The 24524-nt window shown below is 44.9% G+C and carries 19 protein-coding genes; 17 read left to right on the top strand and 2 right to left on the bottom strand.

Features of this window, described 5'->3' with window-relative positions:
* The first annotated feature begins 245 nt into the window (after window positions 1-245).
* The 4 genes from BQ9856_RS10715 to BQ9856_RS10700 are packed head-to-tail and all read left to right on the top strand — an operon-like array spanning window position 246 to window position 4533.
* Window positions 246-1265 (top strand): LacI family DNA-binding transcriptional regulator, encoded by a 1020-nt coding sequence (locus tag BQ9856_RS10715; RefSeq protein ID WP_077611023.1) that lies wholly within the window; start codon window positions 246-248, stop codon window positions 1263-1265.
* 29 nt (window positions 1266-1294) lie between these two features.
* Complete coding sequence (locus BQ9856_RS10710; protein WP_077611022.1) at window positions 1295-2701, top strand: ABC transporter substrate-binding protein; 1407 nt, start codon at window positions 1295-1297, stop codon at window positions 2699-2701.
* A 57-nt stretch (window positions 2702-2758) separates the two neighbouring features.
* Entirely contained in the window at window positions 2759-3694 is a 936-nt protein-coding gene (locus BQ9856_RS10705; protein ID WP_077611021.1) for a carbohydrate ABC transporter permease, read from the top strand.
* Window positions 3694-4533: a carbohydrate ABC transporter permease gene (locus BQ9856_RS10700; RefSeq protein ID WP_077611020.1), complete on the top strand. Its 840-nt coding sequence runs from the start codon at window positions 3694-3696 to the stop codon at window positions 4531-4533. Before BQ9856_RS10705 ends, BQ9856_RS10700 begins: the two co-directional genes overlap by 1 nt.
* Window positions 4534-4603: 70 nt before the next feature.
* On the opposite strand, the gene BQ9856_RS10695 is transcribed toward BQ9856_RS10700, so the two are convergent.
* Both BQ9856_RS10695 and BQ9856_RS10690 read right to left on the bottom strand, forming a co-directional pair.
* Window positions 4604-5674, bottom strand: a complete 1071-nt coding sequence (locus tag BQ9856_RS10695) for a hypothetical protein (RefSeq protein WP_077611019.1) — start codon at window positions 5672-5674, stop codon at window positions 4604-4606.
* A gap of 120 nt (window positions 5675-5794) precedes the next feature.
* Window positions 5795-6376 (bottom strand): TetR/AcrR family transcriptional regulator, encoded by a 582-nt coding sequence (locus tag BQ9856_RS10690; RefSeq protein WP_077611018.1) that lies wholly within the window; start codon window positions 6374-6376, stop codon window positions 5795-5797.
* A gap of 241 nt (window positions 6377-6617) precedes the next feature.
* Between BQ9856_RS10690 and BQ9856_RS10685 the strand changes: the two genes are divergently transcribed.
* The 13 genes from BQ9856_RS10685 (at window position 6618) to BQ9856_RS10625 (ending at window position 24512) form a co-directional block, all read left to right on the top strand.
* Window positions 6618-8801 (top strand): efflux RND transporter permease subunit, encoded by a 2184-nt coding sequence (locus BQ9856_RS10685; protein WP_077611017.1) that lies wholly within the window; start codon window positions 6618-6620, stop codon window positions 8799-8801.
* Window positions 8788-11025 carry a hypothetical protein gene (locus tag BQ9856_RS10680; RefSeq protein WP_077613340.1) on the top strand — a complete coding sequence of 746 codons (2238 nt, stop codon included), beginning with the start codon at window positions 8788-8790 and terminating at the stop codon, window positions 11023-11025. Before BQ9856_RS10685 ends, BQ9856_RS10680 begins: the two co-directional genes overlap by 14 nt.
* Window positions 11026-11138: 113 nt before the next feature.
* Window positions 11139-12158 (top strand): UDP-glucose 4-epimerase GalE, encoded by a 1020-nt coding sequence (galE, locus tag BQ9856_RS10675; protein ID WP_077611016.1) that lies wholly within the window; start codon window positions 11139-11141, stop codon window positions 12156-12158.
* Between the two features lie 217 nt (window positions 12159-12375).
* Window positions 12376-13704 carry a putative DNA modification/repair radical SAM protein gene (locus tag BQ9856_RS10670; RefSeq protein ID WP_077611015.1) on the top strand — a complete coding sequence of 443 codons (1329 nt, stop codon included), beginning with the start codon at window positions 12376-12378 and terminating at the stop codon, window positions 13702-13704.
* The gene (locus BQ9856_RS10665) at window positions 13701-14477 is read left to right on the top strand and encodes a TIGR03915 family putative DNA repair protein (protein ID WP_077611014.1); all 777 of its coding nucleotides are present in this window, start codon (window positions 13701-13703) and stop codon (window positions 14475-14477) included. The genes BQ9856_RS10670 and BQ9856_RS10665 overlap by 4 nt, the downstream gene beginning before the upstream one ends.
* A 199-nt stretch (window positions 14478-14676) precedes the next feature.
* Window positions 14677-16224 carry a YifB family Mg chelatase-like AAA ATPase gene (locus tag BQ9856_RS10660; RefSeq protein WP_077611013.1) on the top strand — a complete coding sequence of 516 codons (1548 nt, stop codon included), beginning with the start codon at window positions 14677-14679 and terminating at the stop codon, window positions 16222-16224.
* Complete coding sequence (gene dprA, locus BQ9856_RS10655) at window positions 16211-17311, top strand: DNA-processing protein DprA (protein WP_077611012.1); 1101 nt, start codon at window positions 16211-16213, stop codon at window positions 17309-17311. The genes BQ9856_RS10660 and dprA overlap by 14 nt, the downstream gene beginning before the upstream one ends.
* 14 nt (window positions 17312-17325) lie before the next feature.
* Entirely contained in the window at window positions 17326-19395 is a 2070-nt protein-coding gene (topA, locus tag BQ9856_RS10650) for a type I DNA topoisomerase (RefSeq protein ID WP_077611011.1), read from the top strand.
* A 133-nt stretch (window positions 19396-19528) separates the two neighbouring features.
* Window positions 19529-20344 (top strand): GTP-sensing pleiotropic transcriptional regulator CodY, encoded by an 816-nt coding sequence (codY, locus tag BQ9856_RS10645; RefSeq protein ID WP_077611010.1) that lies wholly within the window; start codon window positions 19529-19531, stop codon window positions 20342-20344.
* A gap of 245 nt (window positions 20345-20589) precedes the next feature.
* The gene (gene rpsB, locus BQ9856_RS10640) at window positions 20590-21330 is read left to right on the top strand and encodes a 30S ribosomal protein S2 (RefSeq protein ID WP_159441980.1); all 741 of its coding nucleotides are present in this window, start codon (window positions 20590-20592) and stop codon (window positions 21328-21330) included.
* Window positions 21331-21480: 150 nt separating this feature from the next.
* Window positions 21481-22404, top strand: coding sequence for a translation elongation factor Ts (gene tsf / locus BQ9856_RS10635; RefSeq protein ID WP_077611008.1), 924 nt, complete (start codon window positions 21481-21483; stop codon window positions 22402-22404).
* 132 nt (window positions 22405-22536) lie between these two features.
* A complete protein-coding gene (locus tag BQ9856_RS10630) occupies window positions 22537-23454 on the top strand; it encodes an ABC transporter permease (RefSeq protein ID WP_077613339.1) in 918 nt (305 codons plus the stop codon).
* Window positions 23455-23471: 17 nt separating this feature from the next.
* On the top strand, window positions 23472-24512 hold the full coding sequence (locus BQ9856_RS10625) for an ABC transporter permease (RefSeq protein WP_077611007.1): 1041 nt from the start codon (window positions 23472-23474) through the stop codon (window positions 24510-24512).
* Window positions 24513-24524 lie beyond the last annotated feature (12 nt).

The raw sequence follows: 24524 nt of genomic DNA, 5'->3' as shown, positions 1-24524 counted from the left end.
CATTTTTCGAAAACGATTAAGAAAAAAATAAGGGAGTTATACGGCCATAATAGCGCATTCATTTTAAAATTACAAGAGGTATTTCGAAAAATAAATTTGAATCCATGGGGGGATTGGTATAAATGCACAAAATTGAACAGTATAATCTATATATATTAGATGAAAAAATTAAAATATATTGATTTCTTAGCCAGGAAGGGGTATATTGGAAATGCGAAAACGATTAAGTAAAAAGGATGAGACATATGATTTCTATGAAAGAACTGGCGCAGCACTGCGGAGTATCCGTTGCCACAGTAAGCAAAGCACTCAATGACCAGAGCGACATCGGGGAGGGTACAAAAACCAAGATCAAAAAGGCAGCAGAAAAGCTGGGATATTATCCGAACGCAGCAGCAAGGTCCTTGAAGACAAACAGAAGCTACAACATTGGCGTTCTGTTTGTAGACGAGGCCAACAGCGGCCTGACCCATGAGTATTTTGCAGCGGTACTGGAAGGCTTTAAGGTCGAAGCGGAGAAACAGGGGTATGATATAACGTTTATCAACGGTCAGATAGGAAAGAAAAAAGTCTCTTATTATGATCACTGCAAATACAGAAATGTGGATGGAGTGGTAATCGCCTGTGTAAATTTTGATAATCCGGAGGTAATTGACCTTTTGGGAGGCGGAATTCCCGTGGTTACTGTTGACCACATCCATGAAAACTGCTCCTCGGTTTTATCCGATAACATTAAGGGAATCCAGAGTCTGATGGAATACATCTATGAGAATGGGCACAGGAAAATTGCGTATATCCATGGACAGATGAGTACGACCGTTACAAAGGCGAGACTCACCAGCTTTTACCGGTTTATTGAAAGTCATGAACTGCAAATACCGGACAATTATGTATTGGAAGCAGATTATCTGGATGTCAGCCAGGCTATGGTATGCACTGGAGAACTGCTGGACAGAAAGGATCCGCCTACTTGTATTTTATACCCGGATGATACAGCTTTAATCGGTGGATTAAATGAAATACGGGCAAGGAACCTAAAGGTCCCGGAGGATATTTCCATTGCCGGATATGATGGCAGCAGGATATCACAGCTTTTGAATCCCAAGCTGACCACCATACGCCAGGATACGGCCGCCATTGGTATGCAGGCCGCTAAAAAATTAATAAGCACCATCGAAAAACCCAAAACGACTTTTACGGAACAGATCATTGTGGAAGGAGAGCTGTTAAAAGGGGAATCGGTTGGATATGCAAATATTTTATGATAGTTCATATCAGAAAAGGAGAGGGTAATATGAAGAAGAAAGTAGTTAGTGGATTGTTGTGTGCGGCTATGGCAGTTTCATTGGTTGCAGGCTGCGGTTCCCAGAGCACCCAGAGTGAAAGCGGGAGCGGAAGCGGAAATCCTGAGAGCACAAGTAAGGAAGCTGCTTCGGAAAAGGATACCGGAAGCGCGGAAGGGAAAGTTGTTAATATTTACGTCTGGAACGATGAATTCAAGGATAGATATGAAGATTATTACGCTTCAAAGCTGCCGGCCGGTTATACGGTAAACTTTGTAACTACGCCTAGTGAAAACAATGCATATCAGAACGCCCTTGATGAGGCTCTGTTAAATCAGGCTGATGCAGCGGCTGATGAAAAGGTAGATATGTTCTTAGTTGAGGCGGATTACATTCTGAAATATGTGAATTCCGACAGTACCCTGGATTTAAAGGAGGTCGGCATTACGGACCAGGATATGTCCAAACAATATGACTATACCAAGGTAATCGCACAGGATACCAACGGTGTACAGAAGGGTATTTCCTGGCAGGGCTGCCCAGGGCTTTATATTTACCGGCGCTCCATTGCCAAGGATGTGCTTGGAACCGACGATCCGGCAGAAGTTCAAAAGGCAATCAATGACTGGGATACCTTTGATAAGACCGCAGAGAAGATGAAGGAAAAAGGATATTATATGGTATCCGGTTTTGATGATACCTATCGTACATTCTCTAATAATGTTTCCGCTCCATGGGTGGATGGAAACAAGGTAGTCATTGATCCCAACATGGAAAAATGGGTGGAGCAGACAAAAAATTATACGGATAAGGGCTACAACCAGAAGACGATCCTCTGGTCAGCGGAATGGGCGGCAGGCCAGGGACCGGAAGGGAAAGTATTCGGCTACTTCATGCCTGCATGGGGAGTGGATTTCACCATCGCTAAGAACTCCCTCGCAAAAGCAGAAGCGGATGGAGGAAAGCAGGAAGTTGGAAATGGCTGCTACGGCGACTGGGCAGCTACCACCGGACCGGAGTCCTATAACTGGGGAGGCACCTGGCTTTGTGCGGCCAATGGGACCGACAACCCGGATATCGTGGCAGATATCATGAAAACCATTTGCTGTGATGATGCTACCATGAAAAAGATCGTAGAAGAAAAGAATGATTTTGTAAACAACAAGGCCGTTATGGAAGAACTGGCAAAAAGCGATTATAAGTCTGACTTCCTCGGAGGACAGAACCCGTTCCAGATGTACTGTGATGCAGCTGAGAAAATTGATATGAGTAAAATTTCTCCTTATGACCAGGGTCTTAATGAAGAATTCCAGACTGCTATGCGTGATTATTTTAATGGAACCGTTGATAAAGATACGGCAATCAAGAATTTTTACACTGCAATTACCGAAAAATATCCGGAATTAAAAACAGAGTAGTTTTAAGAAGTGCAGTGCGGGATATTCCCGTCCTGCATAGAATCAGGAGGTTCTGCTATGGTAAAAGAAAAAAAGGCAAAGACCAGAAAAAAAGTCAGCTATTCGAAATGGGGATATATTTTTCTGATACCATTTTTTGCCACTTATTTTATATTCTCCTTTATCCCCCTGGTAAATACTTTTTATAACAGCCTGTTCGAAAATTACCGCTCCGGATTGACTCAGATCGGCCCCAATTTTGTAGGGCTGCAAAATTATGTATCCATTTTTCAGAGTGATCTGCTCAAATATATGGGCAATACCATGATTTTGTGGATCATCGGTTTTATACCGCAGATCATTATTTCTCTGATTCTGGCAGTCTGGTTTGCTGATTTCAGGTTACGGTTAAAAGGAAGCAGCTTCTTTAAGACTGTCATTTACCTGCCCAATGTCATCATGGCGGCATCTTTTGCCATGCTGTTTTTTGCTCTGTTTTCGGATGACGGGCCTATGAATAACCTTCTGATCAAAATGGGGATAGCGAATGGTCCTATCCGCTTTCTGGCCACAGTCTGGGGGACCAGGGGCTTAATCGGGCTGATGAATTTTATGATGTGGTTCGGAAATACTACGATTCTTTTGATGGCGGCAATTCTTGGAGTGGATGCTTCCCTGTTTGAAGCGGCCTCCATTGATGGAGCAACGTCTTTGCAGACTTTTACGAAGATAACCATGCCGACCATTAAGCCTATTTTTATTTATGTGCTGATAACTTCCTTAATTGGAGGGCTGCAGATGTTTGATGTGCCTCAGGTGCTGACCAATGCAAAAGGAAGCCCGGACAGAACCAGTACCACATTGATTATGTTCTTAAATAACCACCTGTACAGCAAAAATTATGGCATGGCAGGTGCGTTATCCGTAATACTGTTTATCATTACAGCCATACTCAGCCTGATCGTATTCTATGTGCTGACCGGTGCCGGTAAAAAGAAAGGGGGACTTAAGTAATGGGCAAGATGATGAACTTAAAAAAGGCTGTTGCTTATGTGGTATTGTCACTTTTGACGTTTTTGTGTCTCTTCTTCTTTTATTGTCTGATCATAAATGCCACCAGGTCTCATCCGGAAATTTCAAAGGGATTCTCTTTTATACCGGGCAGTTCCTTTGGCTCAAATTTATACAATGTACTACATAATAAAAATCTTCCGGTCATTTATGGAATTACCAACAGCATTCTGATCGCAGGCAGCTCCGCGGCGCTGGCAGTATATGTTTCAGCGCTGACGGCATACGCCATTCATGCGTATGAATTCCGGCTGCGTAAAGCTGTGTATCTGTTTATTATTCTGATTATGATGATACCGACTCAGGTGACGACTCTTGGCTTTTTAAGACTGATCAACACATTGGGGCTGATGGACAGTTTTGTTCCGCTTATCCTTCCATCCATGGCGGCACCGGTGGTGTTTTATTTCATGATTTCTTATTTTGAGAGCAATCTCCCTCTGGAAATTGTGGAATCTGCCAGAATTGACGGATCCAATGAATTTTATACCTTTAATTTCATTGTAATTCCCATCGTAAAGCCGGCACTGGCCGTACAGGGTATTTTCTCATTTGTAGCTTCCTGGAATAATTATTTTGTTCCATCACTGGTTTTGAAATCCAATACAAAAAAGACCCTGCCGATCTTGATTGCCCAGCTTCGAAGCGCGGATTTCCTGAAGTTTGATTTAGGTCAGGTCTACATGCTCATAATGATCGCCATCGTTCCGGTAGCTGTCATATATTTATGCCTGTCAAAATTCATTATTGGCGGTGTTACGGCTGGCAGCGTGAAAGGGTAAGAATAAGACTTAAAAAGAAAAAGACGGAGCCAGGCCACATGTGGCTGCTCCGTCTTTTTCTTTTCCGCAGTTATTTAAGCGGAGTGATTTCTCTTGTTGCTTCGTTATATTGAAAGGCAACGTTGCTGGTGTTGTAGTCAAATAAATAGGTGGCAACGTAACTCAGAGTGTCATCCGGCAGACGTTTGTAAGTTCTGACCGTATAGTAATCTTTTCCGTCAATTTTTGAAATTCCCGGGGCTGCAATGAATTCGTAAGAATCAGCAGCCTCCGGCAGGCCCAGCTTTTCCTGTCCCTGGGCACGGACGGTTTCTTCTGCCTTTTCAATTGTATTGGTTGCCTTTGGTACTTTTTCGTAATCTTCAATTTCCTTTTTCTGCTGGTTCCAGATATCTTTAAAATATGTGTTCCATGACTGCTTTTCCTTACAGGCAGTTACGGTATAGCTTCCTGTCTCGGATTCAAGGGTGATGGAGAGGTAAGAGTCGGAATCCTTTGACGGTCCGGCAAACTGGTAAAACTCAGTACTTTCTTCCTGCGATTCCTCAGCAGAAGACTCTGTTGTCTGCTTTTTACCGGTCACATCAATGAAGTTCTTTTCCTCCTCTAAGTAACTCCGGTAGCTTTTTAAATCAGCGGATACATCGTCAACGTTAAGATACTTATATGTTTCCCCCTGACCGTTTGACTCAGCCGTAGTTTCGCCGGATTCCTTTGCTGCCTGTGTCTGACTGCCTTGGCTGTCTTCTGATCCATGCTCTTCGCTTTCTGTACTTTCTGTCTGAGCGGTTTTCGGAACGGTCACTTTTTCAAAGTTACGTTCTCCCACAACTTCCGTTACAGAAGAAATCCCTTCCTCTTTTGAAAAGTAATAGGCCGGTGCTTCCGCCGCTTTTTCGTCGGTACGGACTTTTTTGGGTAAGGTAAGCAGAATAATGGCTGCAGCGGCTCCTACGATCACGACCATCAGGGCTGCTACCAGCAGTACAAGCGCCTTTTTGTTCTTGGAAAAGGGGTTTTTCCCCTTGACTTTTGGTGCTTTTATTGGTTTCGCTTTTTTCTGTTTGGTTTTTGCGGGTTTCCCCTTTTTGAGTTTTGTATCGGGGATTTTCGCTTTTTCTGTTTTTGTAAGTTTTGGCATAATGATCATCCTTATGTATTTATTGATGCAGGATCCAAATCAGCTGCTGCCCAACATCACTAACTATATATCGGTTGATTTTTGTCGAAAAATAAGAACTTGGAAAAAATCGTCTTAGTTTCATACGGAAAGAAGTTTTTTTGCGGTTCCCATGATCACCTTGTCAATGAATTCGGCCAATTCTTCTTTGGGCTGCTGCATGCCCGTATCAAGCCATTGCTTTAAGACACCTGTCAGACCATAGGTGATGAATTCCAGAAAATATTTCAGGGTAACTTCGCTTGCATCGGGACATTGTTCGTTAATAATTTCCGTACCGTTTATCAAAACAAGAGTATGAAAGCGGTTTACGAAATCATTGGATGCGCTGTTTTCAAAAAGGATTTTACATATCTTTTTATTCTCTTCGATATAATGAATGATGGGAATGACAACGGGGAGCAGAGAGTCCTTTTTGAAAGCATACCGGCAGTTATTGACCATGTCCTGGAAATCATTTAAGACTTCGGTTTCCATTTCCTGCAAAAGGCTGTAGGTATCTGCATAATGCAGATAAAAAGTGCCCCGGTTTAAATCAGCCAGTTCCGTTATGTCTTTCACAGAAATATTTTTGAAGTCTTTTTTCTCCATGAGTTCAAGAAGGCTTTCTTTTAACAATTTCCTGGTTTTTCGGATACGGCGATCCTGTTTTTGCATTTCCATATCATTCCTCCAAATGTGTTTATGCGTTTTCTTTCTGTTCTTGGGTGCTGAAATCCTTTTGAAAATGAACACTTTATTAAGAACTGTTGAGTATTATACTGAAAAAAATCCTGTGATTGTTAGTAGAACGATCAGGGAATATTGATTATTGAAAGTTATTTACACGAGTATTATAATGTACACATGTTGAAAAGTCAATATTGTATCTATTAGTGGAATAATGACGGATCATGGAGGAGATATGAAAAAGGATAGGAGTTTATTTAACAAAATCGTACATTTTATTGTGTTTAAGGGAAAATCGATTGAGACTGTTTTCTTTCTTGGGACCTTTATCTGTGCAGTCTGCTTTCCTTTTGTAAAGGTCAATTACGATTTAAGCGAGTATCTGCCGCAGTTTGCCCAGACCAAACAGGCTCTTGATGTGATGGAGGATGAGTTCGGATATCCTGGGATGGCCCGGATCATGATAAGGGATGTCAGCCTTCAGGAAGCAAAAAAAATAAGGGGCCAGATTTCCGATTTAAAAGGTGTGGACCTGGTGATAGGACCGGATCTGACTACAGATGTCTATATGGGTTCCTCCTTTATAAACCAGGGAATTACCGATATGATGTCTTTGGACGCATTTTCCATGGATGACTATTATCATGATGGCTATGCATTGCTGGATATTATTTTTGAGGGCGGCGACAACGATCCCATGACCCGGAAAGCGGTGGAGGGTATTTATGGCATTGTGGGAAAAGACAGAGGAGCTTTTGCAGGCAGTGCCGTATCCAGCAAGGAACGCGAAGAGTCCATTACAAAAGAAATTACCATGGCAATCGGTATGGCGCTGGTTATCATCTGGCTGATTCTAACCCTCACCACAACGTCCTGGATGGAACCTTTTTTGTTCATTTTTGTTATGGTTGTGGCGATCATTTTGAATATGGGGTCAAACCTGATGTTCGGTACAATTTCCTTTTTTACGTTTTCCACGGCTGCCATTTTGCAGCTGGCGGTATCCATGGATTATTCTATTTTCCTTTTACATACCTTTACAGCAATTAAAAATACGGGCATTGAAATTCATGAAGCTATGGAGCTTGCAGTGAAGGAATCCTGCAGTTCCATTCTTGCCAGCGGAGCCACGACCATTGTCGGATTTATTGTAATTGCCTTCATGCGTTTTACCATCGGCAAGGATGTGGGGTTCGTGCTGACAAAAGGGATCATCTGCAGTTTGGCCACAGTACTGTTCCTCATGCCCACCTTGATCCTGCATTTTAATGACAAGATCGAAAAAACCGCTCATAAACCGTTCATTCCCTCTTTCGACCGGTTTGCAAAATGGATGAACCGCATACGGAAGCCGGTTTTTGTTATTGCAATCTTTCTGGCTGTCCCATGCTACTTCGGGCAGAATATGAATGTTTTTTATTACGGTGATGATGCCATCGGAGCCGGACCGGGAACGAGGGTTTACGAGGATACCAGGGCCATTAACGACGAGTTCGGAAAATCCAACATGATTATAGGAATTGTTCCGAACGGTGACCTGGTGAAGGAACGGGAGCTGACGGATGCTCTGGAAGATCTGGATTTTATAAATTATGCCATATCCATGTCAGGTACGCTTCCCAGGGGGATACCGGAAAGCTTTCTTCCGGAAAAAGTCAGTGACCAGCTTCGCAGCGAGCGGTACGCCAGGCTATTAATTTCCATGAATACGGTGCAGGAGAGCCAGTATGCATTTGATTGCAGCCAGAGGCTGGAACGTACGGTGAGGGAATTTTATCCGGAAAATGCTTATGTGATCGGTATGACTCCCACGACCATCGATATCCGTGACATATTAACCGATGACTACAATAAGGTCTCAATGCTGTCCCTGGCAGGAGTCGCGCTGGTGGTATTTGCAACCTTTCAGTCCGTTTTGGTTCCGATTCTTGTCATCATTCCGATCGAGGTCGCAATTTATTTGAATATGACGCTTCCTTATGTAATGGGAGACAGCATGGTATACATCGGCTACATCATAGTTAGCTGTCTGCAGCTGGGAGCTACCATTGATTATTCCATTCTGATGACAAATAATTACCTGGGATTCCGGAAGAACATGAACAATACGGATTCCGCCGCGGCTGCCATATCCAAGAGCACACTTTCCATACTGACATCAGGAGGAATCCTGACGGTCGTTGGTTATCTTTTGTATTTTACGTCGTCCATACAGGCCATTTCCCAGGTGGGGCGCCTGGTGGGAAGAGGTGCGGTTCTCAGCATGGTGCTGGTACTCTCCCTTCTTCCGGCTCTGTTAAGCACCTTTGACAAACAGATCCAAAAGCAGCAGCTTCGGGCAGCGAAAAGGAAGGAAAAACGGCGTTTTAAATTTGCAGGAATTAAGAGGAAAGGAAATGATGATCATGAAGAAGAGTAAAAGAATCTTAAGCATGGGCATGGCGGCAATTTTCTCCCTTCAGTCCGTGCTGCCGGCTGTGGCATCGCCGGATATCCCTCAGTGCGATGAGACCCTTTATGTGACCATGGATCCCTATGGGGGGATAAAGGAAAGCAGCATTGTCAAGAATTACCGGCTGAATGGCAACAGTAAGGTAGTGGATTACGGTACCTATGATAAGGTCATAAACCTGACGGATCATTCCACCCCTCTCATAGGAGCGGATGGTTCCATCACCTTTACGCCGGAAGAGGCTGGAAGCCAGTTTTATTTTGAAGGGCAGACCGAGGTAGAAAAGGCACGGCTTCCCTGGGATATCAAAGTCGGATACCGCTTAAACGGGGTGGACAGAAAGGCTGAGGAACTGGCCGGAGAAAAGGGGCTTATAGAGGTCAATGTGGATCTGACTCCAAACAAGGGACTTTCGGATTACTACCGGAATAACATGACCCTGATGGCCAGCACAGTTGTGGATATGGATAAAAACTTAAGCCTGGAGGCAGAAGGAGCCCAGGTTCAGACGGTCGGCAATTTAAACACGGTGGTTTTCTTTGCTCTTCCCGGGGAAGAAGGCCATTATTCCATCCGTATCGGCACGGAGGATTTCAAGTTTTCCGGCTTGGTATTTGCGATGGTTCCGTTAACGGTGAGTCAGCTTGATAAGGTTGCGGATTTAAGGGATGCCAAGGAAACAGTTGAGGATTCGGCGGATTCCATCAGCGACAGCCTGGATGTGGTTTTGGACACCATGGGAAATATGCAGAAAAGCATCGACGATACAGCAAACGGTCTCAGAGGACTGGACCGTACCAGACAGATATTTGCCGATTCCAAGGGAAAGGTGTATCAGAATGCCGATGAGGCTCTGGCAGCGCTTGATGATTTATCCCAGACCTTAAAGCCATTTTATAATCACACACAGAATGCAAAGAACGCCTTAAATGATATCAGAGCCCAGACAAATCATATGGTGGCGATTCTTGATGATCTGTCACCGGATCTGGGCGATTTGCAGGACAATGTCAGGGATTTGAGAGATGAAGTGGAAGAACTGCGTAAAATGACGCGCGGCTCCCAGGCGGATTTGAAGTCGCAGGCATTTTTCGCACAGGTGAAAAAGATAGAAGTGCGTTTAAGCACCTTGACGGCCCAGCAGCAGAAGCTGGCAAAAGAGCTGGCGGAACTTGGGCAGGCCCTTCCCCAGCTGGCGGCATTGGCCGGCACTCTGGAGACATCGGCAGCGGGATTTGCGGATGAAGAGGACTTAGAGGAATTGATACAGGAACTAAAAGGTGAGGGACTGGCGGACGAGGATGAGATATCGTCCTACTTATTTAATGAAAAGGACTACTCTGTAACGGAAATTGAGGCTCTTACCGGCTATCTGGCCTCTTCCCTGGGAACCGGTCAGACTGCCACGCCGGGCGCAGCTTCCAAGGCCATGCTGGAGGCCGCGGGCCCTCTGGCCCAGCTTCTTCCGCAGATTGTTAACAGCGGTGCGGGCCTGACTGGAGACCTGGGAGATATGCTGGGAATGACAGAAATGCTTTTAACGGATATATACTCAGAAAAGGGCTACATAAACGGTGCTGTTGACGGAGCCCTGGGCGCAGCCAGTGCTGTGGGTAATATCTGTGATACTGCAGATGACTTAATAGGCTCTGTGGATGAGCTGAATGGCATTTTAAACCGCCACCATGATGATTTGATTGCCACTTTGAATGATGTGGGAAAGATGACGGACAGCGCCTCCAGAAGCGTGGATTCCATGAATGTATTCTTCCGTTCTCTGGAGAACCAGATGAAGACAGTAGGAGATTCCTTAAACGGCAGCACGGAAAAAACCTTAAACGGCCTGGCAGGTGCGTTGGACGAAGCAGGGAACGGCTTAAACCAGACGGATATATTGAGAAACGCCAAGGATACCATTAAGGGCACGATTGATGATAAATGGGATGAGTACACGATAGAAGATACCACCATCTTAAACGTTGATTTAGAAGCTTCCCCGGTATCCATGACATCGGAAAAGAATCCATCTCCCCGGAGCATCCAGATGATTCTGCGAACTGAGGAAATTAAGGATAAGGCGGAAGAGGCATCAGCCAAAGTGGATGAGGATTTCCATCCGGATGGAAATGTTTTTCACCGCATTGGAAATATTTTACGGAAAATATGTAAGTCCATTACCTCCATTTTTTAAAAAACAGGGGTTTCCGACTAAAAAAACTAATGTTTTTTTAAGAATTCTGCATTGTTATTTTCCTTATCTCTGCTTATAATAGTCTTAAGTCATCTTAGAAGGAGGATAATATAATGTCGATTTTGGTTACTGGAGGCGCCGGATATATTGGCAGCCATACCTGTGTGGAACTTTTAAATGCAGGTTATGATGTAGTGGTCGTTGATAATCTATGCAATTCCTGCAGGGAATCCATGGAAAGAGTGATGGAAATCACGGGGAAGAGGCTGACTTTTTATGAGGCAGATTTATTGGACCGGAATGTGATAGACCAGATTTTTGATGAGGAAATTATTGATGCGGTGATTCACTTTGCAGGCCTGAAAGCGGTCGGAGAGTCAGTCGGTAAGCCTTTGGAATATTATCATAACAATATTACGGGAACTCTGGTGCTTTGTGATGTAATGAGAGACCACGGGGTGAAGAGCATTGTATTCAGTTCTTCTGCCACAGTATACGGAGATCCGGCATTTATTCCGATTACGGAGGAGTGTCCCAAGGGTGAGATTACTAATCCTTACGGGCGGACCAAGGGGATGCTGGAACAGATTTTAACTGATTTACATACGGCTGATCCGGAGTGGAAGGTAATGCTATTGCGTTATTTCAATCCCATCGGAGCTCATAAATCCGGCCGTATCGGTGAGAATCCAAAGGGAATTCCCAATAATCTGCTGCCTTACATCACCCAGGTGGCAGTAGGAAAGCTGGAGTGTCTGGGCGTATTCGGCAGCGATTATGATACACCGGATGGCACCTGTGTACGTGATTATATCCATGTAGTGGATTTGGCAGACGGTCATGTAAAGGCTTTAAAGAAAATGGCTGATAATGAGGGCGGCGTCTGGATTTACAACCTCGGTACGGGTACCGGCTACAGCGTTTTAGATGTGATCCATGCGTTTGAAGAGGCCAATGGTTTGAAGATTCCTTATGTGATGAAGGATAGAAGGCCGGGGGATATTCCGCAGTGTTATGCGGATCCTTTAAAAGCGAAGCAGGAGCTTGGCTGGAAAGCAGAACGGAATTTAAAAGACATGTGCCATGATTCCTGGAATTGGCAGAAAAACAATCCGGAAGGATACGTGGAATAAAAAAATTAAGGCCTTAAAGCGGGCTTTAAGTTCCATATACAGAATGGAGTAACCAAAAAGGACGGCGGGTTCTATTGCTGCCGTCTTTTTCGGTTACTCTTTTTTGCTTTAAAGACAAGGGAGTGCGGGGACGAGACGAACATATATTCAAAAATGCTTGAAAAAGTGACTGAAATGTGCTACGATAGAGAAAAGAACGTATGTTCGAGGTGAGAAAATGTTGATTCAGGATGAATTAAGCGTTCAGAAGAAGCTTGAGATATTATCGGATGCTGCAAAATACGATGTTGCCTGTACCTCCAGCGGGGTAGACCGCAAAGGAAAGGCCGGAACTCTTGGGAATACGGCGGCGGCCGGGATCTGCCACAGCTTTTCTGCAGACGGCAGGTGCATTTCCCTGTTGAAGATATTATTTACCAACCAGTGTATCTATGACTGCAAATATTGCATTAACCGTTGTTCCAACGATGTGGTGAGAACCGCTTTTACGCCGGATGAGGTATGCCAGCTGACCATTCAGTTTTACCGCCGCAATTACATTGAAGGACTGTTTTTAAGCTCCGGAGTTCTTTACAGTGCCGATTTTACCATGGATTTAATATACCAGACTCTTAAAAAACTGCGGGAGGAATATCATTTTCACGGATATATTCACGTAAAGGCCATACCCGGTGCTGATCCGGTTTTGATAGAAAAAACCGGTTTTCTAACAGACCGTATGAGCATCAATCTGGAGCTTCCTACGGCAGAGGGCCTTAAGAAGCTGGCTCCGGGAAAGAGCAGGAGCAAGATCCTTATGCCAATGAAGCAGATACAGAAGGGAATTGCCGTGAATCGGTATGAGCTGATGGAATATCGGAAAGCTCCGGCTTTTGTGCCGGCGGGGCAGAGCACTCAGATGATTGTGGGTGCGACTCCGGAAAATGATTTCCAGATGATGATGGTGGCAGAAGCACTTTATCAGAATTATGACTTAAAAAGGGTCTTTTACTCTGCCTTTGTTCCGGTCAATCGGGACAGCAGCCTGCCATCCCTTCCCGGAGGCCCGCCTCTTTTGCGGGAACACAGGCTTTACCAGGCAGATTGGCTTATGCGTTTTTATGGATTTCAGGCGGGGGAACTGCTTTCCGAAGAACGTCCCAACTTTAATGTATTGCTGGACCCAAAGTGCGACTGGGCTTTACGCCATTTGGAATTATTTCCGGTGGAAGTGAATCGGGCGGATTACTACACCCTTTTGAGAGTTCCCGGAATGGGAGTGAAGTCCGCGAAGCGCATTATAGCGGCCAGAAGGAACGCCCCCCTGGATTTTGACGCTTTAAAAAAGATCGGTGTGGTACTGAAACGGGCCCTATATTTTATTACCTGTTCCGGCCGTATGATGTATCCGGTTAAGATTGAGGAAGATTATATTTCCAGCCATCTGATTGGTGATGAACAGAAAAAGATATGGGATATCGGGTCAACAGGAACTTTCCGGCAGCTTTCCCTGTTTGATGACATGAATTTACCCGCTTTATCAGGGCCGGGAGGAATGCAGAGATGACTGTCTATTTGTGTGAAAACAGCGTGGAAGGAATCCTTAGCGGCGTATATGCCGCATGGACAGGCAGAAAGGGCCATTCCAATGTAAAACTGAGACTTATGGGGGATGAAGATACCATGGAGTTATTCTGCCAATACATCGATGTTCCTGTTGATGCCCGGAATGCAGATAAGGTGGCAGAGGCAATCAGGAAGAAAATCTCGGAGGATGCCTATATCGCTGTTTATAAGGCGGCTTTGAGTAAAGAGGCGGACCGTGCGGATAAGATTTACCGTTTCCTGATTTATGGTTTCCATATAGGAGCAGGTGTTGTCAATATGCTTCAGGTACAAGAGGTATATGATATTTTTCAGATGTGCCGCCATATAGACAATGAGACCCATCTGCTTACCGGTTTTGTGCGTTTTGTGGAGATGGAGGGAGATCTTTTGGTGAGCAGGATCGGGCCAAAGAATGATGTGCTTGTTCTTCTGGCTCCACATTTTGCGGACCGGCTGTCAGGGGAAAATTGGGTTTTATATGATGAAAACAGGAAAAAAGCAGCTCTTCATCCGGCTTTGCGGCCGTGGTTTTTGGCGGATTTCATTTCGGAAGAATGGGAAGAACGGCTTAAGAAGGCATCGTTAGAGGACGAATATGAGGAGCTTTATAAGTGCTTCAGAAGAAGTATTTCCATAAAGGAACGGACAAATCCGGTCTGTCAGCGTAACCACATGCCACTCCGTTACCGGTCTTACATGCCGGAATTTTCTAATGGCTTAAAAGATAACTGATTCCCGGGTTATGGTGCGGTTAGGTAATCATTCACGATGATCAGCGGAAAAAAGTCAGTGGAGAGAAAAAACTTGCTTTTTTCCGCTTTATCAGTTATCCTAAAGTCAGGTTCCGGATTAGGAACATTCCAGATGCGTTTCTGCATTATTTTTCCAACGGCATTCATTCAGAAACTGAATATTGAAAGGAGAAGCAGCTTTGTACAGTAAAGTTCATAGTGTGGGTATTACAGGAGTGGAAGGGGTTCCGATCCTGGTTGAGGCGGATGTAAGTGATGGGCTCCCCGGTTTTTCCATGGTAGGTTATCTGTCTTCTGAGGTGAAAGAGGCTCAGGACCGGGTGAGGACAGCACTTAAAAACTCCGGTTTTCGACTCCCTGCAAGAAAGGTCACCATTAATTTGTCGCCTGCTGACATCCGTAAAGAAGGAACCGCCTTTGATCTGCCTATCGCTATCGCGATTCTGGCGGCTTCCGGTATGGTAGAACCCTCTGTTTTGCTAAATTGTGTCATTTCCGGGGAATTGGGCTTGGATGGGCAAATCAAGCCGGTACGGGGAGCGCTCTCGATTACTGCGGCTGCAAAAAAAGACGGAAAGCACAGATGTTTTCTTCCCGGAGAAAACGTTAGAGAGGGTTTGATAATAGAAGGAATGGAAATTATCGGGGTAGAAAGCTTGAAGGATTTAACGGATCAGCTTCATTCCCCCAAAAAACAAAAAACAGTCTGCAGCAGTCTGAACAGGTTCACGGGGCAGTCAGAGAACTATGACGTTGATTATTCAGAGGTTGGAGGACAGCTTTTCTTAAGACGGGCCACGGAGGTGGCTGTAGCCGGCATGCACAATATTCTCTACATCGGTCCTGCCGGAACTGGAAAGACCATGATCGCCAAACGAATCCCAACCATTATGCCTTCCCTATCCGTGGATGAGACCATCGGGATATCAAAGATTTACAGCGTATGCGGCCTGCTTTCCCAGGATACGCCCATGATGGCAAGACGGCCCTTCCGCAGTCCCCACCATACGATCAGCCCCCAGGCTTTAGCCGGCGGAGGAAGAATACCAAAACCAGGTGAAATCTCCCTGGCATCCGGAGGCGTTCTGTTTCTGGATGAATTACCCGAATTTCAAAAAAATACCTTAGAGATCCTGAGGCAGCCTCTTGAAGAGGGGAAAATAACCATATCCAGAATGTTTGGAGCGTATGAATTTCCCGCGGATTTCATGTTGGCGGCTGCTATGAATCCCTGTCCCTGCGGCTTTTATCCGGACCGGACCAGATGCAGATGTTCTGAGCAGCAGGTACGTAAATATTTAAGCAGGATTTCAAAGCCGCTGCTGGACCGGATTGATATTTGTGCGGAATCGGGAGCTATTACATATGAAGAATTGCAGGAGGGAAGAGGCGGAGAATCATCCGCTTCCATACGGAAACGGGTGGAAGCGGCAAGAAGGATTCAAAAGGAGCGGTTTGAGGGACGCGGAATTTATTTTAACAGCGCCATGAATAAGTCCCAGATCGAGCAATTCTGCATCCTGGGGAAAAGAGAAAGAGATTTTTTGAAAAAGATTTATGACAGGCTGGGACTTAGCGCAAGAGGTTATGAGAAGATACTTAAGGTATCCAGGACCATCGCGGATTTAGAGCAATCTGACAAGATTACAAAAAATCATCTGTCGGAAGCGGCAGGCTTGCGAAGCATGGAAGGAAAATATTGGGGAGGAATTTATGGACAATCATGAAGAACTGGAGTACTTGTACTGGCTCTGCCATGTTCCGGTCCTGGGAGCAGTGAAAATTAAGAAACTTTATGACCACATGGGCAGCTATAAAAGAATATATAATATAGAAGGAAAAGAATTAGCGCAGTCAGGATTTTTCAATCAGGCGGAAGCTTCTTTTTTTGATGAATACAAACAAAGGTTTCATACTTACAGAAAAGAACTGGAAGGCATGCAAAACAAAGGAATCCGCTTTGTTACGCCGCATGATGAGGAATATCCGAAGCGCCTTCTTGCAATTCATGGATTTCCCATGTGGATTTTTTTAAAGGGAAAGCTGCCTGAGGATGAAAGACCGGCAGCAGCCGTGATTGGAGCCAGGAACTGTACCAACTACGGAAAACAGATGGCTGCATATCTGGCCAGAGAACTTTCGGGAGCAGGAGTCCAGATCATCAGCGGACTGGCCTGCGGGATAGACGGAGCAGGACATCAGGGAGCACTGGAAGCCGGTGGCGACACTTATGGAGTATTAGGGTGCGGAATCAATATCTGTTATCCAAGGGAAAATTATGGATTATATGAACGGATGACCGGGCAGGGCGGGATACTCACGGAGTTTATGCCGGGGGAAGCCCCCAGGCCCTGCAATTTTCCAATGAGAAACCGGATTATCAGTGGGCTCTCCGATGTGATTCTGGTGATCGAAGCCCGGGAAAAAAGCGGATCCCTGATTACTGCAAATCTGGGGCTGGAACAGGGAAAAGAAATATTTGCCCTTCCCGGAAGGGTGACAGATCCCTTAAGTGCAGGCTGCAACCGGCTTATCAGCGATGGTGCCGGAGTTTTGCTGAGCCCGGATGCAGTGCTGGAATATTTCGAATTAAGGAACGGTAAAATATTAAGAGTTCATGAAAAAAGTGAGAACGGGCTTGCCAAAAAAGAAAAAATGGTGTATAGTTGCCTAGATTTGCAACCGAAGAATCTGGAAGAGATTATAGCTTTAAGCGGATTGTCTGTAAACGATTGTATGAGTGCCCTTCTGGAATTAGAGTTGAATGGCCGCATTGTACAGACATCCCATCAATATTATGGTAAGAAACTATAGGCGAGGAGTTTGGTATGGCGAACTGTTTAGTAATTGTGGAGTCACCGGCAAAGGTAAAGACGATTAAGAAGTTCCTTGGGGCGAATTATGAAGTGGATGCCTCCAACGGACATGTGAGGGATCTTCCTAAGAGTCAGATGGGAATTGATGTAGAGCATGATTTTGATCCCAAATATATAACGATCAGAGGAAAAGGTGATATACTGGCCAAGCTGAGGAAAGAAGTGAAAAAGGTCGATAAGGTCTACTTGGCAACTGACCCTGACCGTGAAGGAGAAGCAATTTCCTGGCATCTGATGAAAGCTTTGAAGCTGGATGAACTGAACGAAAAGCAGGTGTATCGCATCAGTTTTAATGAAATCACGAAGAACGCTGTGAAAGCCTCTTTAAAAACCCCAAGGGCGATCGATATGAATCTGGTGGATGCCCAACAGGCCAGAAGGGTTTTGGACCGTATGGTTGGTTATATGATAAGCCCTTTGCTTTGGGCAAAAGTAAAGAGAGGCTTGAGTGCCGGCCGTGTCCAGTCTGTGGCACTTCGGCTGATTTGTGACCGGGAAGAGGAAATCAATGCTTTTATTCCGGAAGAATACTGGAATCTGGAAGCGGTCCTGAAACAGCAGGGAGGCAAAAAACCTCTTACAGCGAAATTTTATGGAGACAAAAACAGCAGAATTGCCATTCATAACAAAGAGGAGCTGGACCGGATCCTGGAAGGTCTGGAAAATCAGGCCTATGTGGTGGACGAAGTCAAGAAGGGAGAGAGGATCAAGAAATCTCCGATCCCGTTTACGACCAGTACCCTTCAGCAGGAGGCTTCCAAGGTGCTTAACTTTTCCACCCAGAAGACCATGCGGCTGGCGCAGCAGCTTTACGAAGGTGTTGAGGTTACAGGACATGGGACCGTGGGTCTCATCACTTATCTGCGTACAGACTCCACCAGAGTTGCGGAAGAGGCGGATACTGCAGCCAGAGATTATATAGAAAAGCAGTACGGAAGCCAGTATGTAGCCCAGGGCGAGCAGACAAAGAAGAGCAATGTGAAAATTCAGGATGCCCACGAGGCAATCCGTCCTACGGATATTTCCCTCACGCCGGTTGTGGTAAAGGAGTCCCTGCAGCGCGATTTATTCCGGCTTTACCAGTTGATCTGGAAACGCTTTGCAGCCAGCAGAATGCAGCCAGCTGTTTACGAAACCACTTCCGTTAAGGTTGGGGCCGGAGATTATTCCTTTACACTTTCTGCTTCCAAATTGTCCTTTGATGGCTTTATGTCCGTTTATGTGCAGGAAGATGAAAAAGAAGAGGCAAATGTTTTGCTGGGAAATCTGGAAAAAGGAACTGTTCTTCAGCTGGATAAACTGGAGAACAGTCAGCATTTTACTCAGCCGCCGGCTCATTTTACAGAGGCTTCTCTGGTGAAAGCCATGGAAGAACAGGGCATTGGACGCCCAAGTACTTATGCGCCTACCATTACTACCATCATAGCCAGAAGGTATGTGGCAAAAGAAAGTAAAAATCTTTATGTGACGGAACTGGGCGAAGTCGTCAACAGCATGATGAAGCAAAGCTTTCCCAGTATTGTAGATATCACGTTCACTGCGAATCTGGAATACCTTCTTGATAAGGTGGGGGATGGATCGGTTCAGTGGAAAACTGTTGTGAAAAATTTCTATCCGGATTTAAAAGAAGCAGTGGATAAAGCGCTTGTGGAACTGGAAACCGTGACCATTGCAGATGAGGTGACGGATGAAATCTGTGAGGTATGCGGCCGTAACATGGTCATTAAGTATGGTCCTCACGGTAAATTCCTGGCATGTCCTGGATTTCCGGAATGTAAGAATACAAAACCTTATTTGGAAAAGGTTGGCGTTCCCTGTCCGAAATGCGGAAAAGAAGTTGTGATCAAAAAAACCAAAAAGGGCAGAGTTTATTATGGCTGCGAAGCGAATCCGGAGTGTGATTTTATGTCCTGGCAAAAGCCTTCCACACAAAAATGTCCTAAATGCGGATATTATATGGTTGAAAAGGGAAATAAATTACTGTGTTCGAATGAGCAGTGTGGTTACAGTACTGACAAATAGGAAAATAGAATAATTATTAAGAAAATCGAAAATCTTCAAAAAACTATTGTTATTTGAAAATAATAATGTTAGTATTTAATTATTAGAGGAGTATTTTGGATTTTCACATAAATTCTTAAGGAGGTTTTCGGCTATGAGCGTACAGTTGTTGGACAAAACTAGAAAAATTAACAAATTATTGCATAACAACAATTCGCATAAGGTTGTATTTAACGATATCTGTGAAGTGCTGACCGAGATCCTGAATTCGAATATTCTTGTGATCAGCAAGAAGGGGAAGGTGCTGGGCGTTGGCCTTACACCGGACATAGATGAGATTCAGGAGCTGATCGCGGACCAGGTCGGCGGTTATGTTGATAAAATGCTGAACGAGCGTTTGCTCAGCATTTTATCAACAAAAGAGAACGTCAATCTGGAAACGCTGGGTTTCACTGGGAACAATATCAGAAAATACCAGGCAATTATTACCCCGATCGACATTGCAGGAGAACGGCTCGGGACCCTGTTCATTTACAAATCGGATTCCCAGTACGATATCGACGATATCATTTTAAGCGAATACGGGACCACAGTAGTAGGACTTGAAATGATGCGTTCTGTCAATGAAGAGAATGCAGAGGAGACCAGAAAAGTGCAGATTGTAAAATCTGCCATCAGCACTCTGTCCTTTTCTGAACTGGAGGCCATCACCCACATTTTTGAGGAATTGGATGGCAATGAAGGTATTTTAGTGGCAAGCAAAATTGCCGACCGTGTAGGCATTACCCGTTCCGTTATCGTCAATGCACTTCGGAAATTTGAAAGTGCAGGAGTGATTGAATCCAGATCTTCCGGCATGAAAGGAACCTATATTAAGGTTTTAAATGATGTGGTTTTTGATGAATTGAAGACCATAAAGGCTGGAAATGGTAAGAATATTCAGGAACGCCGGGATATAAAAGATATGTAGATTCCGTATGGAACGCAGAGGAGCAGACAGGGAGAGACTGCTCCTTTTTTAGTGAAAATGCGGCAGGACGCTTTTGTTTTGGACAGAAAGATATAAAAAATTACTTGCATCGCACAGAAAGATATGCTATACTAGCTAAGCTTAATAAAAAAACACGTCTGCGGATTCCAGAGGAAGGTGCCGGATACCGGTCTCCCCGGAAGCATGAGAAGCGGATGGAAGAAAAACCAATTGGAGGAAGTAACATGAGCGTAATTTCAATGAAGCAGCTTTTGGAAGCTGGCGTGCACTTCGGTCACCAGACAAGAAGATGGAACCCTAAGATGGCTCCGTACATTTACACAGAGAGAAACGGCATCTACATCATCGACTTACAGAAGTCTGTTGTAAAGGTAGATGAGGCTTACAAGGCAGTTTCCGACATCGCTGCGGAAGGCGGCAAGATCCTTTTTGTAGGTACAAAAAAGCAGGCTCAGGATGCCATCAAGTCCGAAGCAGAGCGCTGCGGTATGTATTATGTTAATGAAAGATGGCTTGGAGGTATGCTTACAAACTTTAAGACCATCCAGTCCAGAGTCGCAAGATTAAAAGAGATCGAGACCATGTCTCAGGACGGAACATTTGATGTTCTTCCTAAAAAGGAAGTCATTGCTCTCAGAAAAGAATGGGAGAAGCTGGAGAAGAACTTAGGCGGAATCAAAGAGATGAAGAAGGTTCCGGATGCAATTTTTGTTGTAGATCCTAAGAAAGAAAGAATCTGCGTTCAGGAAGCTCACACACTGGGAATTCCGTTGATTGGTATCGCTGATACGAACTGTGATCCGGAAGAACTTGATTTTGTGATTCCAGGTAATGATGATGCGATAAGAGCCGTTAAGTTAATCGTATCCAAGATGGCAGACGCAGTAATCGAGGCAAACCAGGGCGAGGCAGTAGCTGAGGAAGCAGAAGCAGCTCAGGAAACAGAAGAGACTGTAGAAGCTTAATTATTCAGGCGATTGAATGCTTCGACCTGCTTTGAGGAGTGGGTTGAAGCATTTTTTTACGCGGGCAACGGGAAAAATGAGATTCCGGTATATAGGACAAGCTTTGAGTATGTCAATGACGAAATGAATCAATAGATGGAGGGAAAACGAATGGCAGCAGTTACAGCTGGAATGGTAAAAGAATTAAGAGAGATGACCGGTGCAGGTATGATGGACTGCAAGAAGGCTCTTGCAGAAACCGATGGTGATATGGACAAGGCAGTAGAGTTCTTAAGGGAGAAAGGACTTGCTGCAGCTTCTAAGAAGGCAGGAAGAATCGCAGCAGAGGGTATCGTTACTGCTGTTGTAAGTGCAGACGGAAAATCCGGAGCAATCGTAGAAGTAAACAGCGAGACAGATTTCGTTGCAAAGAACGCTCAGTTCCAGGGCTATGTTGCTGATGTTGCAGCTCAGGCACTTGCATCCGATGCGAAGGATATGGAGGCTTTCCTTGCAGAGCCATGGGCAAAGGAAAGTTCTTTAACGGTAGCTCAGGTATTATCCAGCCAGATCGCAGTGATCGGTGAGAACATGAACATCAGAAGATTTGAGAAAATCGTTACCGATGGTGTGGTGGTTGATTATATCCACGGCGGCGGAAGAATCGGTGTTTTAATTGAAGCCGGCGCTGAAGTTGTGAACGATGCTGTAAAAGAAGCGTTAAAGAATGTTGCCATGCAGATCGCTGCTTTAACACCAAAGTATGTAAAGAGAGATGAAATCCCGCAGGAATTCATTGATCATGAGATGGAAATCTTAAAGGTTCAGGCTAAGAATGAGAACCCGGACAAGCCGGACAACATTCTTGAGAAAATGATTGTCGGACGCTTAAACAAAGAGTTAAAAGAATTCTGTCTTGTGGATCAGGCTTATGTAAAAGATGGCGATTTAACGGTTGGCAAATATTTAGAGCAGGTTTCCAAAGAAGTTGGCGGTAAGGTAGATGTGAAGAAGTTTGTCCGCTTTGAGACTGGTGAAGGTCTTGAGAAGAAGGAAGAGAACTTTGCAGAAGAAGTTGCAAAACAGATGCAGTAATCTTGTAACAGGATTCTGAGGGGGGAATCCCATGGGTATCCATGGGATTTTTCTATTCAGACAGTGTCCGTTTACCATTGACAAATGTTTCCATATTGGACGGACACCACTAGACCAAAGGAGTTGATGAAAGTGGCTAAATATATTATAAAGCGTATCGCTATGGCGATTATAACCATCTTTGCTGTTGCAACGATTACTTTCTTTGTCATGAATATGGTGCCGGGCGGCCCCTTCATGTCGGAGAAGGCCGTCAGTCCACAGGCCCAGGCGGCCCTGAATGAAAAGTATGGACTGGATAAGCCGCTGGGCGAACAGTATTCAACCTATATGAAGGATTTGCTTCATGGAAATTTGGGATTAAGCGTAAAACAACGTGGCCGGACCGTAAACATGATCATTGCGGCCAAATTCCCGGTATCAGCCAAAATCGGCGGGATTGCGATTTTGATGGCTGTTATAGTAGGTGTTCCTTTGGGCAGTATTGCAGCGTTTAAGCGGGGAACCATTGTTGATAATATCATTATCATATTCAGTACATGCGGGATCGCGGTGCCGAGCTTTGTGGTATGCACGATTCTAATGTATGTTTTAAGTTTAAAGCTGGGACTTCTGCCTACTTATGGACTGGCATCCTGGAAAAATTATATCATGCCTGTGATTGCGCTGGCATTATATCCATCCTCCTATATTGCCCGTCTGATGCGTTCCTCCATGCTGGATGTTATGGGACAGGATTATATGAGAACTGCCCGTGCCAAGGGGCTTTCCCAGATGGTCAGCATCTTTAAGCATGCACTGCGCAATGCCATTCTTCCGGTTGTTACATATTTAGGACCGCTTTTGGCCTATACCGTAACAGGAAGCTTTATAGTTGAGAAGATATTTACAATTCCGGGGTTGGGCTCGGAGTTCATCGGTTCGATTACAGGACGTGATTATCCTCTTATTATGGGTACAACGATTTTCCTTGCTACTTTAATGGTTATCATGAATGTGGTGGTTGACGTAGCCTATAAATTCATCGACCCACGTATTAATCTGAAGTAAGAGAAAGGAGAAAGAGGATGCCAAAGAATAAATTATCATTGCAGCTTAATGTGGAAGACTTTCTCCCGGCAAGTGATGCAGAAAAAGAAAGCCTTACAGTCATGCGGAAGAGCGTCGGATTTTGGAAGGATGGGATCAGGCGTCTTAAGAAGAACAAGATTGCTATGGTCAGCCTTGTTGTAATCCTTGTTGTATTTGTCTTGTCATTTATTGTTCCTCAGTTTTATCCATACCGGTACGAGCAGCAGATCCGGGGAAGTGAAAACCTTGCTCCGATGCAGTATTCTGAAAAAGAATTGAAGGCCATAGAAGCAGGAGAGAGCGTATATCCTCATATTCTGGGAACGGATAATCTTGGCCGTGATTATGCGGTCCGCGTCATGATGGGAAGCCGTGTATCCCTGACAGTAGGTCTGGTAGCTTCCTGTATTATCCTGCTGATCGGATCGCTTTATGGTTCCATAGCAGGTTTCTTCGGCGGCTGGGTCGACATGATCATGATGCGCATTGTCGATATGATTTATACGGTACCGGATATCCTGATCATTGTTTTGCTGTCGGTCGCTTTTGACCAGCCTTTAAAGGCCCTGGCTCAAAGGCCTGGCTTTCAGTGGATCCAGGTTATCGGTGTGAACCTGATCAGTATTTTTGTTGTGTTCGCTCTGCTTTACTGGGTAGGTATGGCGCGTATTGTTCGAAGCCAGATTTTAATTTTAAAGGAGCAGGAATATGTAACGGCAGCCAGAGCCCTTGGCGCTTCCAGCGGACATATTATTAAGAAGCACCTTCTCACCAATTGTATCGGTACTCTGATCGTTACGACTACGCTGCAGATTCCGTCCTCCATTTTTACAGAGAGCTTTTTAAGCTTCCTGGGCCTTGGCGTTGCTGCGCCCATGCCTTCTTTGGGAAGCCTTGCAAGCGCTGCCTTAAATGGTCTGCAGAGTTATCCCCACCGTTTGTTTGCCCCGGCTCTTGCGATTTCGGTCATTATTTTAAGCTTCAACCTGCTGGGGGATGGTCTTCGTGACGCATTTGACCCGAAACTGAAAGATTAAAGGAGGAGAGAT

Source organism: Clostridium sp. Marseille-P2415 (genome assembly GCF_900155545.1).
GTDB lineage: Bacteria > Bacillota > Clostridia > Lachnospirales > Lachnospiraceae > Lacrimispora.
Note: the sequence above shows the minus strand (reverse complement) of the source record. Positions and strands in the feature narration are given on the sequence as shown.